The organism is Rhodopirellula sp. UBA1907, assembly GCF_002337565.1.
Lineage (GTDB): Bacteria > Planctomycetota > Planctomycetia > Pirellulales > Pirellulaceae > Rhodopirellula > Rhodopirellula europaea.
In genome coordinates, this window is sequence record NZ_DDGH01000029.1 from 1 (window position 1) to 17,211 (window position 17,211).

The 17,211-nt window shown below is 56.1% G+C and carries 9 protein-coding genes; 7 read left to right on the forward strand and 2 right to left on the reverse strand.

The annotated features are described in order from the left end of the window. The first annotated feature begins 181 nt into the window (after positions 1-181). From B2R17_RS06035 to B2R17_RS06045, 3 genes are all read left to right on the forward strand, one after another. On the forward strand, positions 182-763 hold the full coding sequence (locus tag B2R17_RS06035; protein ID WP_286763265.1) for a sigma-70 family RNA polymerase sigma factor: 582 nt from the start codon (positions 182-184) through the stop codon (positions 761-763). Continuing rightward, positions 760-2,226, forward strand: a complete 1,467-nt coding sequence (locus B2R17_RS06040; protein ID WP_286763266.1) for a serine/threonine-protein kinase — start codon at positions 760-762, stop codon at positions 2,224-2,226. The genes B2R17_RS06035 and B2R17_RS06040 overlap by 4 nt, the downstream gene beginning before the upstream one ends. Positions 2,227-2,428: 202 nt before the next feature. After that, on the forward strand, positions 2,429-3,613 hold the full coding sequence (locus B2R17_RS06045) for a hypothetical protein (RefSeq protein ID WP_286763267.1): 1,185 nt from the start codon (positions 2,429-2,431) through the stop codon (positions 3,611-3,613). Between the two features lie 382 nt (positions 3,614-3,995). Here the strand turns inward: B2R17_RS06045 and B2R17_RS06050 are convergent, their stop codons facing one another. Next, entirely contained in the window at positions 3,996-5,348 is a 1,353-nt protein-coding gene (locus B2R17_RS06050) for a Gfo/Idh/MocA family protein (protein WP_286763268.1), read from the reverse strand. A 169-nt stretch (positions 5,349-5,517) separates the two neighbouring features. Here B2R17_RS06050 and B2R17_RS06055 point away from each other — a divergent pair, with 169 nt between their 5' ends. Both B2R17_RS06055 and B2R17_RS06060 read left to right on the forward strand, forming a co-directional pair. Beyond that, the gene (locus B2R17_RS06055; protein ID WP_339887947.1) at positions 5,518-7,707 is read left to right on the forward strand and encodes a M13 family metallopeptidase; all 2,190 of its coding nucleotides are present in this window, start codon (positions 5,518-5,520) and stop codon (positions 7,705-7,707) included. 142 nt (positions 7,708-7,849) lie between these two features. Beyond that, a complete protein-coding gene (locus B2R17_RS06060) occupies positions 7,850-10,333 on the forward strand; it encodes a hypothetical protein (RefSeq protein WP_339887949.1) in 2,484 nt (827 codons plus the stop codon). A 95-nt stretch (positions 10,334-10,428) separates the two neighbouring features. On the opposite strand, the gene B2R17_RS06065 is transcribed toward B2R17_RS06060, so the two are convergent. Then, positions 10,429-12,879: a LapA family protein gene (locus B2R17_RS06065; RefSeq protein ID WP_286763271.1), complete on the reverse strand. Its 2,451-nt coding sequence runs from the start codon at positions 12,877-12,879 to the stop codon at positions 10,429-10,431. Between the two features lie 212 nt (positions 12,880-13,091). On the opposite strand from B2R17_RS06065, the gene B2R17_RS06070 reads away from it, so the two are divergent. Together B2R17_RS06070 and B2R17_RS06075 are read left to right on the forward strand one after the other, a co-directional pair. After that, on the forward strand, positions 13,092-16,055 hold the full coding sequence (locus B2R17_RS06070; RefSeq protein ID WP_286763272.1) for a hypothetical protein: 2,964 nt from the start codon (positions 13,092-13,094) through the stop codon (positions 16,053-16,055). Positions 16,056-16,140: 85 nt separating this feature from the next. After that, a complete protein-coding gene (locus tag B2R17_RS06075; RefSeq protein ID WP_008671378.1) occupies positions 16,141-17,175 on the forward strand; it encodes a tetratricopeptide repeat protein in 1,035 nt (344 codons plus the stop codon). The last annotated feature ends 36 nt before the right edge of the window (positions 17,176-17,211 follow it).

The following is a 17,211-nucleotide window of genomic DNA, read 5'->3' on the forward strand; positions in this document are numbered from 1 at the left end:
AAGTGACGTAGCGGAAGGGCGCGAGCCCTCCGGTTCCTCACCGGGCGGCTTGCGCCACACCGCTAACATCGTCACTTGTTGTTGACGCGTTGCTTAGACGACAAGTGTCCTTCCCTTCGTCGCTCCGACAGGAGCCACGTGACGGAGCAGGTGCAGCTTTTCTTTTCGGTGGTCCCCAGCCATGCATTCTCCCGAAACACGACCGAGCTTGATCGTTCGATTGGGCGGTGCGGCAGACCAATCGGCTTGGTGGTCATTTGTCGAAACCTACGAACCGTTTCTCAAGCACCTGGTCGCACGGCACGGAACGCCCCCGTCGCACATCGCCGACGTCACGCAGCAAGTCCTGATCTCGATCGCACGCAGCATTGATGGGTTCTCAGACGACGGCAAAGAAGCCTCGTTCCGGCGCTGGGTCCACCAGGTCTCCCGCAACGTCGTCATCAAGTACATGGCTCGCCAGCGAAAACAGATCACCGGGCAAGGAGGCACGGACGCAATGTTGCAACTCGACCAACAGCCCGCCATCGATGATCCCACGTTGGAGGATCAGTACCAACATGAATTGATTGTTTGGGCCGCCGAGAAAGTCCGCTCCGAATTTGCCCCGACAAGCTGGCAAGCGTTTTGGGGCACGATGATCGAAGGCCGACCGGTCGCTGAGATCGCCGGCGAACTGAACGTTTCCGCGGGCAGCATTTACATGTCCCGTTCCCGCATTTTGCGTCGCATTCGATTGGTTCTCGACGAGGTGATGCAGTGAACGCTTGGCACCCCAGCGACGATGTCCTGCGATTGGTGCTGGATGAGCACGCCGACGCACAGACGGACGAAGACGTCACCTCCCACCTCGACGAATGCGAGCTTTGCCAAACCAGAATCGAACAGTTCGCTGAGTCCTCCCACGCGATTCGCGAATCGCTCCGGCGTGAAACCATGTCGGGCAGCCTCGCGCTCGACACACCCAAGTTGGCCGCTCCCAGCGAAACGGCTTGGTTGGCCGATTTCGCGGTGTCGTTTCTGCAGCCAACCGATCAGCCCGATGCGATTGGCAAACTCGGTGAGTTCGAAGTCCAGTCCGTGATTGGGCATGGCGGAATGGGAATTGTGCTGAAGGGTTTTCAACCGGAACTGAATCGTCCGGTGGCCATCAAAGTCATGTCGCCGCATTTGGCCTCGATCGGAACGGCTCGCAAACGATTTCTTCGCGAGGCACAAGCGACCGCGGCGATCGTGCATCCCAATGTGATGCCGATTTTGTCCGTCAGTGAATCGGCCACCCTGCCCTACTTGGTCATGCCGTTTGTGGCTTGCCGGACACTGCAGCAACGCATCGACACCGAGGGTCCGCTGCCGATCACCGACGTGCTGCGGATCGGTATCCAAGTCGCCGCGGCGCTCGCTGCCGCCCACCGACAAGGATTGGTGCATCGCGACGTGAAGCCCGCCAACATCCTGATCGAACCTGCCGTCGACCGAACGATGCTAACCGACTTTGGTCTGGCCCGGGCCGCCGATGATGTGACCGTCACACGCTCCGGTGTGATCGCGGGAACGCCGCAGTACATGTCACCTGAACAAGCACGTGGTGAATCGGTCGATGCTCGCAGCGATCTCTTTGCACTCGGGTGTGTTCTGTACGCGATGACAACAGGACGCCCGCCCTTTCGTTCTGAAACCAGCTACGGAATCCTGCGCCGGATCACAGATCATCCTCATCGTCCGATGCGAGAAAGCCAAGCCAGCGTTCCGGTTTGGATGGACCACTTGGTCGATCAATTACTTCGCAAGGACGCACGAAATCGAATCAGCAGCGCCGAAGAAACGCAGCGTTTGCTGGAAGCCTGCTTGGCCCACGTGCAACAACCCAGCATCCCTCTTCCGAGCGAAGTGATGGCATCGAAAAGACCCCACATCCGTCTCGCGATTTTACTGACGGTACTCGTCGCGGCTTCCATCCCGTTGGCGGCGATCAACCTTTGGGACCGATCAAGAACAACGAAACCACCCTTCATTGTCACACGCCCCGCCAGTCATCCGTCCTCGACTCCGTCAGAAGCGGTTGGCCCCGACTTTGTCCTCGCGGGTCCGGTCACCGAATCGGTGTGGGACGATCAGACAAAGAACGAAACCACCTCGCTGGCCGAGATCGACTCACAAATGGAACTCATACAGAAGCAGATCGAATCGCTGCAACGAAGCCTCGATGTTAAGAAACAACCGTGAGACATCGTCGCCCATCGGCTCCGCCCGATGGAACATACGCGCATCGGACTCCATTGGGCGGAGCCAATGGGCGACGTAGGGCCGGTTCCCACCGGCCGATCGGATTCAAACCAAACGAACGGTCCTAGCAACCACCTCGCAAGCCCCCCATCAACGCCCATCACCATCGCCAGATGAGACCTGGCCTACTCGGAGAATTCTCATGTGCACACGACTGAGCCTGCTGTTTGCGGTTGTCTTCTCTTTGATGTTTGGCATCACCATGCCCACTGGTTCGCTGCAGGCGCAAGGAGGTATGGATATGACAATGGAAATGGGGATGGGGATGGATGACATGTACGGAGGGATGGGAATGGGAATGGGAAGCACGGCTCCTCCCTCACCTTCCAACCTCCCTCTCAAGGTCACGATCCTTCTCGGTCCCGACTATGACTTCGAGACCAAACCCTTCATGACGGTCCAGGACGTCCTGAAGTGTTTCCCACCCCAACACCATGGCATGATGGGTGGTGAAATGGGGGGCGGCTCAGTCTCCACCGTTCAGTATCGAAAACCCACCTCTAGTTTGATCGACTTGGACATGAAGCTCTCGATCCCCGACAAGCCCGAGCGGCATGTCATCGCTCGTATGCCGGAGGCTTTGAAAGAAGAAGACGTCGATTCTTGGAAACGAAAGATCCGCCTGAAAGCATTGCGATTTGGTTTGAACCGAGTGACGTTCCTGCCCAGTGACTTCAGCATTCCCAAAAGCAATAGTAGCATTTGGTTGCAGGTCCCGGTTGGAAGCCAGACGGCCTTGAAATCCAACATGGAACAATACGTCGCGATCACGTTGGATTTGGCCGAGTCGTCCGAGACCAGCGGCCGACGCCCACGCATTGACTTGTTCTTTTCAAAAGAACTCGCCAACCAAGATCCATTCGCACCAACCTCTCAAAAATACGATCCATTTGCTCCCGCCACCGTCGACCCGTTTGGAGGGTCCCCGCCCAAGAAGACTGCCTCACCGCAGACATCAAATCCATTTGGGGCCGGAACGGGAGCCGATCCGTTTGCCGCTCCACCGGCAAACAAGCCGGCTTCGATCCAACAGGTTGTCGAGAAGACTCAGAGAATACGCCAACAGATAGCCGAAGAGCTCAAGAGTTTGAGAGAGGCAAGCGACAACAAAGTACCTGACGCAGCAAAATCAAAAGTCAAAGACCGAATCAAGGCGATGTTCATCGAACTTGAAAGGGAGCAAATCCGAATGAAGCAAATGCACATCCAGCAACTGGAAAAGCAGTTGCAACAAATCAGTGAGTCCATCGCTGAACTCAGCCGCCCCGAAGCAGTTGAGCAGCGAGTTCAAAAGCAACTGGAATCACTGGAGAACAAGCTGGAATAAGAGGGTCTTCAGCCGACCATTCACTTGTAGGCCAGGTTGTACCTGGCGACCCCAATCGATGCTTTGGAACAAAGCGAGACGTGTGATTCAACGTCGCTCGCGAGCGTATCATGGGCTGGCGTTTTACCACCGCCAGGTGGAACCTGGCCTACACTCTGAATGCACAGCAACCGACACCAACATACTATCAACGCAACGCCCCCCCCGTAGGCCATGTTCCACATGGCGCCCCGTCCGATGCTTTGGAACAAAGCGAGGCGGGATCGCAGCAGGTCATTCCAACGGCATGGTGAACGCCGCGACCAGCGACCACCGCCAGGTGGAATCTGGCCTACGCAGCGATGACGTAGCCGGATTCGCCAAGAATTCGGAGGGTGACGCCTTAAACCGTGGGCAATTTCCACGGGGCACGGTACTCGTAGTGCAACATTTCGTTGGCCGCTTCGTCGTTGGTGAACCGCTCCGCCTTTGCATCCCAATCCAATCGTTTGCCCAACGTTTGCGAAATGTTCGCCAGGTGACAGAACGTGGTGCTGCGATGACCGATCTCAATATCAGCGTGACAGCGTTCGCGCGACACCATGCAGTCCAAGAAATTGCGAGCGTGATTGACGGTCAGCACGTGATTGTTTGAAACCTCCGAACGTGTCTCCGGTTTGGCAAAGTCTTCTTGCTTCGAAAACTGGCCGCGTCGTTCAGGAAGGATCTCGTACTGACGTTCAGAAACGTACGCCGTTCCCTTGGTGCCGCGCAGTTCGATTTCGCCTGACGCGAGCGTTGGGTTCATGCTGGTTTCGTATTGACCAAAGACCGCCAATCGTCCCGACGCAAACTGGAACGTCACCTCCATCGTGTCCGGAATCGTTCGGTCATCGTCGACACCAAAACGTCCGCCCATCGCACAAACGCTGGACGGTGCCTCTTCGCCAAGGCACCAACGAATCGCGTCGAGGTAGTGCACTCCCCAGTTCCCCATTTGCGAACTGTAGTCCTGCCACCAACGGAATTTGTACGGAGCGATGTTGTCTTGATAGGGTTGCTCGGCCCGCGGTCCCACCCACATGTCCCAATTCAAATGAGCGGGTGGCTTCGACGTGGGAAGCTTGCCGATGCCGCCGGGAGCCATGTTGCTGAGCCGATAGGCACGCGACACGCAGACTTTGCCCAGCAAGTCATCCTGCACCCGCCCGGCCAACTCGTGATACAGCGGGCTGCTGCGGCGATGCGTGCCGACCTGCGTGACTCGATTGAATTTGCGAGCGGCGTTGACCATCGCTCGGCCTTCGACGATCGTCGCCGACAATGGTTTTTCGACGTAAACGTCCTTGCCCGCTTGGCAGGCTTCGATCATCTGCAAGGCGTGCCAGTGATCGGGGCTGGCGATGACCACGGCATCGACGTCGGAACGTTCCAATAATTCGCGATAGTCGCCGGTTTGATAGACGCTGCTTCCCGCCGTTTCGCCGGCCTTTTTCGCAGCCGCTGCCAATGCATTGGAATCCACATCGCACACGGCGACGGGCTGGCAATCCTCGTGCTCGGCGAATGCTTTCATCAATTGGCTGCCACGGTTGGCGACGCCGATGAACCCCAGACCGACGCGGTCGTTGGCCCCTGCTGCTCGAGCACGCGACAAAGCCGTTCCGGCGGAAAGCACAAAAGTAGTCGCGGCCGTTTTCTGGAACCGGCGACGAGAGACCGATTGCGACTCGGGAGCGGGGGGAGACTTGGGCATAATTTCCTCGCTGAAGCAACGAAAGGCGGGAGAACAGGGGGGCCAGACATCTTACCCGCCCAAGGTGCACGAGTGTCGTGTTTCGGCACCTGACACCGGCCCAGATTTGTGGGACGATGCCCCCGGAGACCGACCTTCCGAACTGGCAGGCTGACTTCGCACCATCTCATTGATTCCCTTCAATCGACTCGTTTCGACAAAAGGATTGCTCGTGACCATTCGTTTGCTTTCAACAACTTCTCCCCGATTTTCTCGGTGGAATCGCCTGCAGGGCTGCTTTGGAAATGCCCTGGCCGGTTTGTCCTCGGTCAGCGTTCCCGCTGCGGGGCTGATCCTGATTGGCACCGCATTGACGCCATCCGTTGTTTCGGCGGAGGCCCCCAGCAAAGCCAGCAAGACCGAGGCCACCAAAGTCTCGGGCATCGATCAATCGCTGTTCAGCACAACCGTCGAGCCGGGCCAAAACTTCTACCTGCACGCCAACGAAGAGTGGTTGGAAAACACGCCCATTCCGTCGGACAAATCCAACTATGGAATCTTCACCGTTTTGGATGACGCAACGCGGACACAAGTCCGGACGTTGATCGAGCAATCAGCCGAAGAGAAAGCCGAGAAGGGTACTCCGGCTCAAAAAGTCGGCGACCTGTACCGCAGCGTGTTGGATCTCGAAAAACGCAACTCGATGGGACTCAAACCCATCCAGCCAGTCTTGGATGTCGTCGAAGGATTGAATTCAAAAGACGACTTGGGTGCCACAATCGGACAAATGTCACGCTTGGGAGTGGATGCTCCTTTCGGTGCCTATGTCAGCGTCGATGCCAAAGCCAGCGACACCTACACGGTGTACCTGTCTCAATCCGGGCTGACGCTTCCCGACCGAGACTACTACCTCGAAGACGACCCGCAATATGTTTCGGCTCGTGAAGCGTTGCAGGTCTACGTTAAAGACATGCTGAACGCCCTGTCGGTTGAATCAGCCGAAGAGCTGGCCGAGCAAGTCGTTGCCATCGAAACCGAACTGGCAAAGAACCAATGGACCAAAACCGAAAATCGTGATCCAGAGAAGACCTACAACAAGCTCGCGTTGGGCGAAGTCGACGCAACCATCGAAGGCTTCAACGTTCCCGCGATGACCAAAGCGATTGGCCTGACCGACCAAGACGCCTTCGTTGTGCGTCAGCCCAGCTACCTAAAATCGCTCAGCGATATTTTCGCGAGCCACGATCTCGCGGCGTGGAAGGCTTACTTCCAATTCCACTCCATCGACGCTTACGCATCGGTGTTGACCGAAGACCTGGAACGACGCCACTTCGAATTTCACGACAAAACCATCTCGGGAATCGATGAACAACAACCGATGTGGAAAAGAGCGGTCGATTTGACCGGCAGCGTGTTGGGCGAGGTCGTCGGTCAGCTTTACGTCGAGAAGCACTTTGCTCCCGAAGCCAAGCGTCGCATGAACGAATTGGTCGAGAACCTCAAACGTGCCTTCGCCGAACGGATCGAATCTCGCGACTGGATGAGCGAAGGAACGAAGAAACAGGCTCTCACGAAACTTGGCAAGTTTCACACTAAGATCGGATACCCCGACGAGTGGAAGGACTACACCAAACTCGAGATCACCGATGAGTCACCCGCGACCAACCTGATCGCCGCATCGATTTTCGAAACCGAACGTCAACTCGCCAAATTGGGCGGCCCAATTGATCGCAACGAATGGCACATGACGCCTCAGACGATCAATGCTTACTACAACCCGACGATGAACGAAATCGTCTTCCCGGCTGCGATTCTGCAACCGCCATTTTTCAACTTGGCCGCCGATGACGCGGTCAACTATGGCGGAATCGGTGCGGTCATCGGCCACGAACTTTCACACGGCTTCGATGATAAAGGCAGCAAGTACGACGGCGACGGAAACCTCGTGAACTGGTGGACACCGAAGGATCGCGAAGAATTTGAGAAGCGAGCTTCGGGCTTGGTCGACCAATACAACGAGTTCAAACCATTCGAAGACATGAACGTCAACGGCGAACTGACGCTGGGCGAAAACATTGGCGACCTGGGCGGCCTGAGCGTCGCCTATGAAGCCTATCGTCTGTCACTCGAAGGCGAACCGGCCAAGGTCATCGACAATTTGACTGGCGATCAGCGATTCTTCCTCGGATGGGCCCAGATTTGGCGTCGTTTGTATCGCGAACCAGAACTGCGGAAACGTTTGATCACGGATCCACACAGCCCTAGCGAATACCGGGTCAACGGAATTGTCCGAAACATGGATGCTTGGTACACGGCATTCCGAATTGACGAAACCGATCCGCTGTACATCGCACCTGACGAACGCATTCGGATCTGGTAGAGAATCTTCCCGGCGGTTGGCTCGCATATGATCGCTGTGAGCCGCCGCCTGCGGGTGACGAACCAGCCAAACTGCTTCGTCCGCCCATCTTAACAATCCTTTTGGGCAATCGGCCTCCGATTCGCCATGGGGTGCTTGCCCCATGGGTGAGCTCTCGATTCAACTCACCTTGACCAGTAAATTCCCGTGGGGATACCCTCTGCGGTTTGAATTGCAACCATTTTGTTTTTTGGACCCAACGATGAGCAGCAGCCCGTTCGAGATTTTTCGACGCAACCTTAAGCCACTGATGGTCTTGTTGACTTTGTTGGCATTGTTCGCGTTCGTCGTCTTGCCTGCGCTGGACACTTACCTGCGACGCGGAGGCGGATCCAATTCGGACCCGGTCGTCGCGGAATATGACGGCGTCACGCTGACTCAGAGCCGCGTCGCTCGCACGACCCAGCAACACCGTGCCGTCGTCGGGTTTTTGAGCGATTTGGGCCAAGAAACCATTCGTCGCGGCGGTGTGCCACAGGTCCCTGGTTTCCAATACGACCAAGAATCAGGCCAAATTCAATCGATCGGCATCGATGCCAATCCGAGCAATGAAGCCACCATCAACACGATGCGGTTCTACAGCGAAGCCAAAAAGGCCGGCTTCGACCTCGACGATACGATGGTTCGCACCTGGCTCAGTCGTTACACCGATGGATTGCTCAGCGACAACGAAATCAGTTCGATGTTGATGCAATTCACCAGGAACCAAATGGGTCCCATCCAACTGCACGAACATTTGCGAATGCATTTGTTGGCGGATTTGTACCAACGAAGTGCGATGGTTGGATTGATGAACGGTCGCCTGCCCGTTTCGACGCCACTGGCCCAATGGCGTAATTTCCTGAAAACCAACCAATCAGCAACCGTCAACGCATACGGCGTTTTGGTCGAAGAGTACATCGATCAAACCAATGAAACGCCCTCCGCGTCACAAATCACTGAGGTCTATGAAGCCGGCAAAGACTTGTTGGCCTATCCAAACGACCAGGACCCAGAACCAAAATTCCGCCGCCCTGATTCGGCCAAGATCGAATACCTCGTTGCGGACTTGAATGCGTTCGTCGAACGCGAAAAATCGAAGTTGAGCGAAGAACAGATTCGCGCCGAATACGAGCGTCGATTGGCTGGTGGTGATTTCCAACTGCCCGTTGAAGAAGCGGAGGAAGCCGCCGACGAGCTCGAAGCGATGGAAACCGAAGCCACTGCGGAAGAAAACGCCGAGCCCGCTGAAGAAGAAGCTCCCGCTGCCGAAACAGAAGAACCAGCCGCGGAAGAAATGACCGAGGAAACCGCCGAAGCGGAAACCGAGACCGAGCCCGCCAGCGAAGAAACCAGCGAGACCTCCACCGAGGAAACGCCCGCCGAGGAAGCTTCCACCGAAGAAACCTCAACAGAAGAAACGGCCTCCGAAGAGAGTTCCGAAGAACCTGCGGCCGAAGACAGCTCGATGATCCGCTCCCGTGACGAAGCCGTTCAACTGGTTGCATTGCAGGAAGACGACGCTGCCGACGATGAAGCCGCTGACACGGAAGAAACCAACACCGAAGCCGACGACGAAATGGAACTTGGTGACGGATTGGACCTGGGCGATGAACCAGCCGAAACCAAACCGCAACCATTCGAAGACGTGCGTGACCAAATCGCGACCGAAATGGTTTCCGAAACCGCTCGTCAGAAACTCGACCAAACCATCACTGAGGTGTACGGTTTGATGCGAGACTACTTCAGCGAGATGGCTGTTCACGAAGGCAATGTTGCCGTCGGTGTGTCAGATGAAAGCGACGCTCCCAAACGCCCCGACTTGGAAGCGATCGCGGCTGAAAAAGGATTGGGCTACGGCACGACCGGCTTGGTCAATCGTGTTTCCATCGGCGATGATCCAATCGGTGAATCGTACGGTTTGGGACAATCACTCCAACGCCGTGGTGCACCTTACTACGCGATGATGTTCGGTGCCGCGATGCAAGATGGCTCGAGCATCCCGTCTCAGCCCGAGTTCTCACCTCAGCGTTCGGTCGACTTGGAAAACGCCAAAAGCTACGTCTCTTGGAAGACCGAAGACATCGAAGCTTATACGCCCGAATTGGACGAAGTTCGCGACGAAGTCATCATGGCGATCCGAACTCAAGAAGCTCGGGACCTGGCACAAAAAGCCGCCGAAGGCATCGCAGAAGCGGTTGGCCAAGGCAAGAAGCTTGCCGACGCAATTCCAGAGGGCAAAGAAGCCAACTGGCACACCGACCTGGGTCCGTTCACTTGGCTCAACATGGTCGGCATGATGCAAACGTCCATGGGCAACGTCCCAGAACTGAACGCAGTCGGAAACGAGTTCATGCAGGCGGTGTTCAGCACCGAAGCGGGCAACGTCAAAGTCGCTCCGAACTCGCCGAAGTCGGTTTACTACGTCGTGCAACCCATCGAATTCCAACCCGATGTGGAACAACTCCGAGAGCAATTCAGCCAACCGCAGCAGCGGTTCATGGCTCAGCTCATCGGTGACGACGGAGCAACCAACATCATTCGCGGCTTCTTTGAAACGGTGAATGAGCGAACCGGTTTCGAGATGAAAACCGGCGACGATCGCTGAACCGGATTCTGACATCCAGTTCATCTGCCAACGCAGAACAGTCAAACGGGCTGTTCTGCGATGAGGAACCAAGGCGACGCATTAAGAGCAACGCATCACACGCGGTGCTGGCGAGCCAATCGATCACCGCGTCGATTGAACCATGCATACGCGAGTGCCCCAACGATCGCTGCGATGACGCCAACGGCAGCGAACGTTCCAATCCAACTGACGCCAATGGGGTCCGTTGATGTTGGCGTTCGATCGGCCCAGCGTCCCGCGATCAGCAATGGTGCGAATTGCTTTCCACCGTGCGAAGCCATGAAGTCGGATTCGTAGCTCCACAACCGATAGAAAAACCCCTCCACTCGGACGGGCGTTGAAACAGTTCGCGACAAGGCCTTCTCGTCCGCGAGGAATTCGGGCAACTCGGCGGCCACCAACGTCACGGGATAACGATTTTCCATCGTGACTGAACCACCGCCTTCCGTTGCAATTTTCAATTGCACGTTGCCGAGATCGCCGATCGCATCGATTTGGTAGTAGTGATCACTGCCAACCTGCTTGGCTCGCTCGTCCAGTTCCACCGTAACGCGAGTCCAGCGAACGGTCTCGACATCGATCGTGATCCATTGCCCCATCCACTTCTCGGGTTCCTTCAACAGATCGGTTGGGCTGACTTCCACCGCCGCTGCTCGCATCGCCGCGGCGATCGGCCCGAGCGGTTCACTTTCGGCGGACATTGAACCTGCCTGATTGGCGGCACCAATCATCGAAAAGAAGACCTGCGAATCGACATCCATCAATGGTCGGCGACTGAGTGCCACGATGCCAGGCAACCGAGTGATATCAACATTCAACTCACCCAGAACCTGCCAACCAAGCGAAGCGGGTTGCTTGGGTCGCCAACGAAGATTTCCCGCCACTGCGATCGATGTGCTCTGCTCCTCACCATCGAGCAACGCCACGCCGACACCTGACAATTGATCGCCGATCGCAACTTGCTTTGGCAATGGTGCCGCAATAACACGAATTCGCGTGCCATCGCCATTCACCAGTACCAGCTGAACCAATTGACGAAGATTTAGAAACTCAATCAATTCCTTGGGCACGGCCACATACTGAAGCGATTCGACCGCTCCGTTGATCTCGATCGCATCACCCACCGACGCTGCCTCACTGTTCAACCGCTGGGCAAGCGTGGCATCCGACAGACGCTTCAGACGGAACACAAGTTTGGCTTGTTCGTCTCTGGCCGCGTTGCCGTTGCTCCCGGTTTGCATTCGATCACCGAGTCGCTGCAACCGCTCGACATCAAACCCTGACAGCAGATCCAACAACGAGGCATCAGCGGATGCGGCGTCCGACTTCTCAGGTTGCTCAACCGTGCCAGGTTGTTGGGCGAGGACGACAACATCGTCCATCGTCATGAACGAAAACCCCAACGCCAAACAAGCCAACATCGGTAGCGTGACATGCTCACGTTGACGTTTTGCTCGCAGACGCCGGTGTGACACGGATGATCGCCACATCACCAAACCACCGATAGCGATCCCAATCAATGTCGATATCACGACAATCATCCCAAGTGAAAGCGAACGCTTCTTTGCAACCATCGGCGTGCCCGATGCCTTGGCGTTTGCCGACTGCAGTGCGGTACCGACGATCGCGTTGCCGTTGGACCGCACCGCTTGCACATGGCCGACCACGACCGGCGTGAGTTCCGCGCCATCGGCTGACTGATAAGACAGCCGTTTTAGGAATTCACCTTCCACAACAATCGTCGGCAACGGCGAAGCAATGTCGACCGAGTCAGTGGACTCTAGATCGTTCACCAACTCCGGAACCAATTCGCGAATGCCTTGGGGCAATTGAGGGACGATGATCAACCACGGTCGCTGGCTTCCATCTTCGGGCTGCAACCAGCAATCCCAGTAGCGATCGATCCCCCATGGATTCGTGCTTGCCTGAACGGAAACCAGCCGCACCAATTTCCCGGTCGCTCGAACCGTTCGGCCACGATAGACATCCGGTTGCTGCAGCAAAGGCAACAATCCGGTTTCAAGGACCGATTCAAACGGTGGCTCGGCTGACCAGGATTCGGGCGATTGGTGCAACGCCAAAGTCGCGCACAGGGCCGGTTGATCCGCCGCCCGCCAGACGGTTCCGTCGTCCACCTGAGCGACGAGCGACTCCTGTTTCATTCGGGTGGGAGTACGTTGTGGATTCTTGAGCGTTTGATCTTCTGACAGGATCTGCTCAGCAACTGCAGCTTGAACAGACTCCCACTCCGATCGCAACTCATCCGCGGAAGATTCGCCGGCGATGGGCTCATTCACAACGGGTTCCGACGTCGATTGCGAGGCGGGCTCGGATTGGACCGGGACCATCGTTTCAGGAAAGAAAATCGCGTACACCCCAGGACGCGCCGCTTGCCTCATCACCATCAGAACCAGTGCTAACGCCAGCATCAACCGAAACAGCCGCCGGTAAGTTTGGGTGGGAGCACCACCACGCCCGCGCCGACGGTAGAGGTTGTCGCGATTGATTTCGTTCGGGATACGCATGGTCACGCGTTGGATTCGTGGACACATCGGCCGCAAAAGGTTGCTACCGGTACTTCCGCACTTTAATCTAGTCCTTTGCGATGCAACACAACCGCACGGGTCGCGGCAACACCATCCGAAGCTCTTCTCACACCTCGTCTGCACCCACTATGCCAGCACAGACTCCATCGTCTCGTCGTCGAACTCGACTAGCCACCTGGGTCGCCGCAACGATGACTATCAGTACGTTTCTGTACTCATCGACCAACGTCGCTGCGGAAGGTGAACCTGCCAACGAATTTTTGAAACGACTTCGTGCGGCGGGGTACTACGAACTGGCCAATGCCTACCTGGATAGGTTACCGAACATTCCTGGAGTCGACCAAAGAATCCTTTCGTCGATTCCGTTGGAAAAGGCTCAGACATCGATCGACGCCGCGATCGCTTCTCGCAGCAACAGCCAGCGAGATCAAGCGTTCGAAAAAGCTGAAGCCGAATTGCAAGCTTATGTGGATGCGAACTCGTCCCATGAACGGGCGAGCGAAGCCCGATCCATGCTTGGCAAATTGCAAATGGTCCGTGCCGCTCAACACATGAGCGGTGAGTTGGATTCGAGCAAACGAACCAAGGCGAGAGAGGCTTACGCGAAGGCCGCGAAAACATTCGAAAGCATCCAGTCGGATCTCAAGACCAAACTGGAAGGCATGCAGGGTGCCAAAATTGATCCTCTCAAAGATCCCGAGAAGGCAACGCTCCGCGACCAGTATCGGTTTGAATATTTGATGGCTCGTCAAAACACGGGCGAAGCCCAGTTGATGGCAGCGAAGACGTTCAAGAATCCTTCGAAAGACGGAAAAGCGCTGCTCGAGAAAGCGCTCGCTGAGATGGTGGAACTGAGCGAAAAGTATGACAACTACATCATCGGTGCTTCCGCTTTTCACAAACGCGGTGACATCGAACGGTTGCTCGGTCAAAAAGACAAAGCGATCGAGAGCTACACACGAATGCTGGAACAGGGGGAAGTTGATTCACTTCGCGAGCCACAGATTGGTGCCACGATCGGACTGATCAAACTCGCGCTCGAAGAAGATCCACCGAAATACCAGGACGCCATCAAACAGGGCGAAGAATTTGAAAAGTCGCTGCGACCAAATGAGAAGCGACTGGCCATCTCGCAGGAACTGCGGATCGAATTGGCCAAAGCTTTCATTGCCAAAAGCAAAGACGAGAAAAACAACAAACCCAACGAGCGGACGCGAGCCACCAGCGACGCACGACAACTTCTTCTGTCGGCGAGAAAGGTGGATGGTCCACACACCGCGGAAACGAAAACGCTCCTGGCCGACCTTGGTGTGCAATCCAGCGATGAAACGGTGGAACTTCCCACCGCCGATGATCCAGCCAACTTTGACGAAGCATTCCTGTCAGCGAACCAACTGGTTCAAACAAGTCAGTTGCTCGGCGAACAGCTCGAAAAGCTTCGAGCGGACAAGGCACCTGCCAATCAAATCAAAGAAGTCGAAGAGTCGCTCGTTGAGGCTCGCCAAACCGGCGTGATCATCCTGCGTCGGGGTTTGTCGATGATCAATTCCGAATCGGACACCATGCAGGTCAACGAAGCCCGCAAGTTTCTGACCTATCTGTTGCAGCAAGAAGAGAACTTCCGGGACAGCTTTGTGACCGGCCGTTACCTCGCCCAAAACGCCCCGGGAACCGACTCGGGATTGGTGGGAGGCGTTTTGGCACTGGGCTCTGCTCAGAAACTGATCGCGCAATCCGGTGACCGTGAAGCGGAGTATTGGCTCAAGGAATTGCAATCGGTTGGCGACTACCTCGTTCGCATCTGGCCCGACGATCCCAAGGCCGCGGCCGCGCAAGACATCATGGTGCGTTTGGCACTGAGCAACGATGACTTCGATGCCAGCCGGAAACTGATTGATGAGATGGCCGACGGGCCTCAGAAGTTCATGCTGGCTCGCTTGCTTGGCCAATCGCTTTGGAACGATTCCATTCGTTTGCTCTCAGAAGAGAAACCCGAGCAGTCGCAAACGCAGATGAAGGCAGCCGCCAAGGAACTTCAAAAAGGGCTCAACGGAATCTCAGGCGGCTTGGTTTCGATGGAAGCTTTCCAAGCGGCTCTCACGCTCGCCAAGATCCAAGTCCGGACCGACGCACCGGATAAAGCTGTCAAAACACTCGACAACCCGAAGTACGGCCCCATCGCGAATCGGTCCAAGATGGATCAGCCGCCCGCGTCCTTGATTTCCGATCTGTATCGAACGGAACTGCAAGCGGTCGTTGGGTTGATGACAACCAGCGACAAAGGCACCGACAAACTGCTTGATCGTGCCGCCGGCGCGATCGATGAACTTCGCTCCAACGCGAAAGGTGCCGACGGCGAGAAGCTTTTGGTCAGCACATTCGTTTCCCTGGCGAACGATATCCGCCAACAGCTTGATACAGCTCCTCCTGCGAAGAAATCGAAACTCATTGATGCGTTTCAAGTCTTCCTGACCCGCATTGCTGATTCGACAGATGACAAAGCGACCTTGCAGTGGGTCGGCCAAACACTGATGGAACTGGGCGAGGCGAGCATGCCCGCTGGAAAAACGAAAGCCGAAGGCCAAGCCGCCGCGTTGCTCAAAGCAGCCGCCGATACCTTCACCAGTTTGAAAGATCCATCGGAAACCGGGCTCGCCAATCGATTCTTGCTCGGCAAGACGCAACGCCTGCGTGGCGAATACTCCAGCGCTCTCAACGAACTCGAAAGCGTCCTGAAACAAAAGTCGATGATGCTGGACGCTCAGAAAGAGGCGGCTCTTACCTATGAACAATGGGCGGGCGAGTTGGAACCGAAATTCGCGGGCCGCGCGTACAAGTCAGCTCTCAGTGGTGGCCGCCCCGGCCCCGATAAGAAGAACACGATCTGGGGCTGGGGTCGTATCAGTCAACTGACCCAGCGCAACGAACAGTTCCGCGACATCTTCTTTGAGTCTCGCTATCACGTTGCTCTTTGCCGTTACCTCCAAGGCAAAGCGATGAACAACAATGCCATCATCGAACAATCCATACGGGACATCACCGGGTTGGTTGTGCTGTACCCAGAAATGGGCGGTGACGAGCAAAAGCGAAAGTTCGATGCGTTGCTCAAACAAATTCAACGTGCCGCGGGGCAACCCGTCGTTGGACTGAAGTAGACCTGCCTCCCAACCTTTCGTGAAAAATCATTCGCGATCCCCACCGCATTCACAACCTGCATTCACTTTTCAAGCACTGACATTCATGTTTGCCATCGCTCGTCTTTCGATTCGCTGTAGTGCCGTTTTGCTCGGATTGCTGATCGCGTCCCCCGTCATGGCTCAAACCGACCGTCTCTACCCGGAAGGTGGCGAGGTTGTCCTCGGAAAGATCAAATCGATCAGCAAAAACGGCATCGTGATGACGGTGTCTGGCAAAGACCAAACGTTCAACGCGGGCACAATCGAAAAGGTTCTTTTCCAAGGTGACCCGAATGAACTGACACAAGGACGCGAATTCGCTCTCGACAACCAATTCGATCAAGCGATCGCGGAACTCAAAGCCGTCGATGCGGGCAAGCTGAACCGCGACCCTCAAAAAGCGGACTTCGCTTACTACGTGATGTATTGCCAAGCCCAGCAAGCATTGTCCGGCAATGGCGACTTGCGAGCCGCAGCATCTGCCGCACTGGGTTTCATCCAAAAAAACACCGACTCCTGGCACTTCTACGACACGGCCAAACTGCTCGGTGACTTGGCGGTCAAGTTGGGATCATACGACCAAGCTTCGAAGTACTACGGATCGCTTCGCAGCGCTCCTTCCACCGAAACAAAAATTGAATCGCTGTATTTGAACGCCTTGGTAAAGCTCGCCCAGGACAAAGACTCCGACGCCGCCAGTGACCTGAAAAAGATCATCGGCCTAGGTGTCCAATCGCCCGAGGGTGCTCGCCTTCAAACGCTCGCCAAAGCTGCCCTCGCGATCGCCACGGCGAAACAGGGCAATGGCAAAGAGGCACTTGAGATGGTCAACGAATTGATCGCCAAGTTGAATCCGGCGGACACTGAGACCGCCGCCGAAATCTACAACGCTCAGGGAGCAAGCTACGCAGCCATGGGCGACACCGAAGGCGCCTTACTGGCCTACTTGCACACTCAGTTGATGTTCTCAACTCACCCCGGCCCGCATTCGGAAGCATTGAAGCAACTTGCCGACCTGTGGACCAAAGTCGGCAAACCAGACCGCGCCGCCGAAGCCCGCTCCGAACTACAACAACGCTACCCCGGCCTCAGCGGCTGAGTCCAGACGGCCGACGCGTCTGTCTTGAAAAACGGC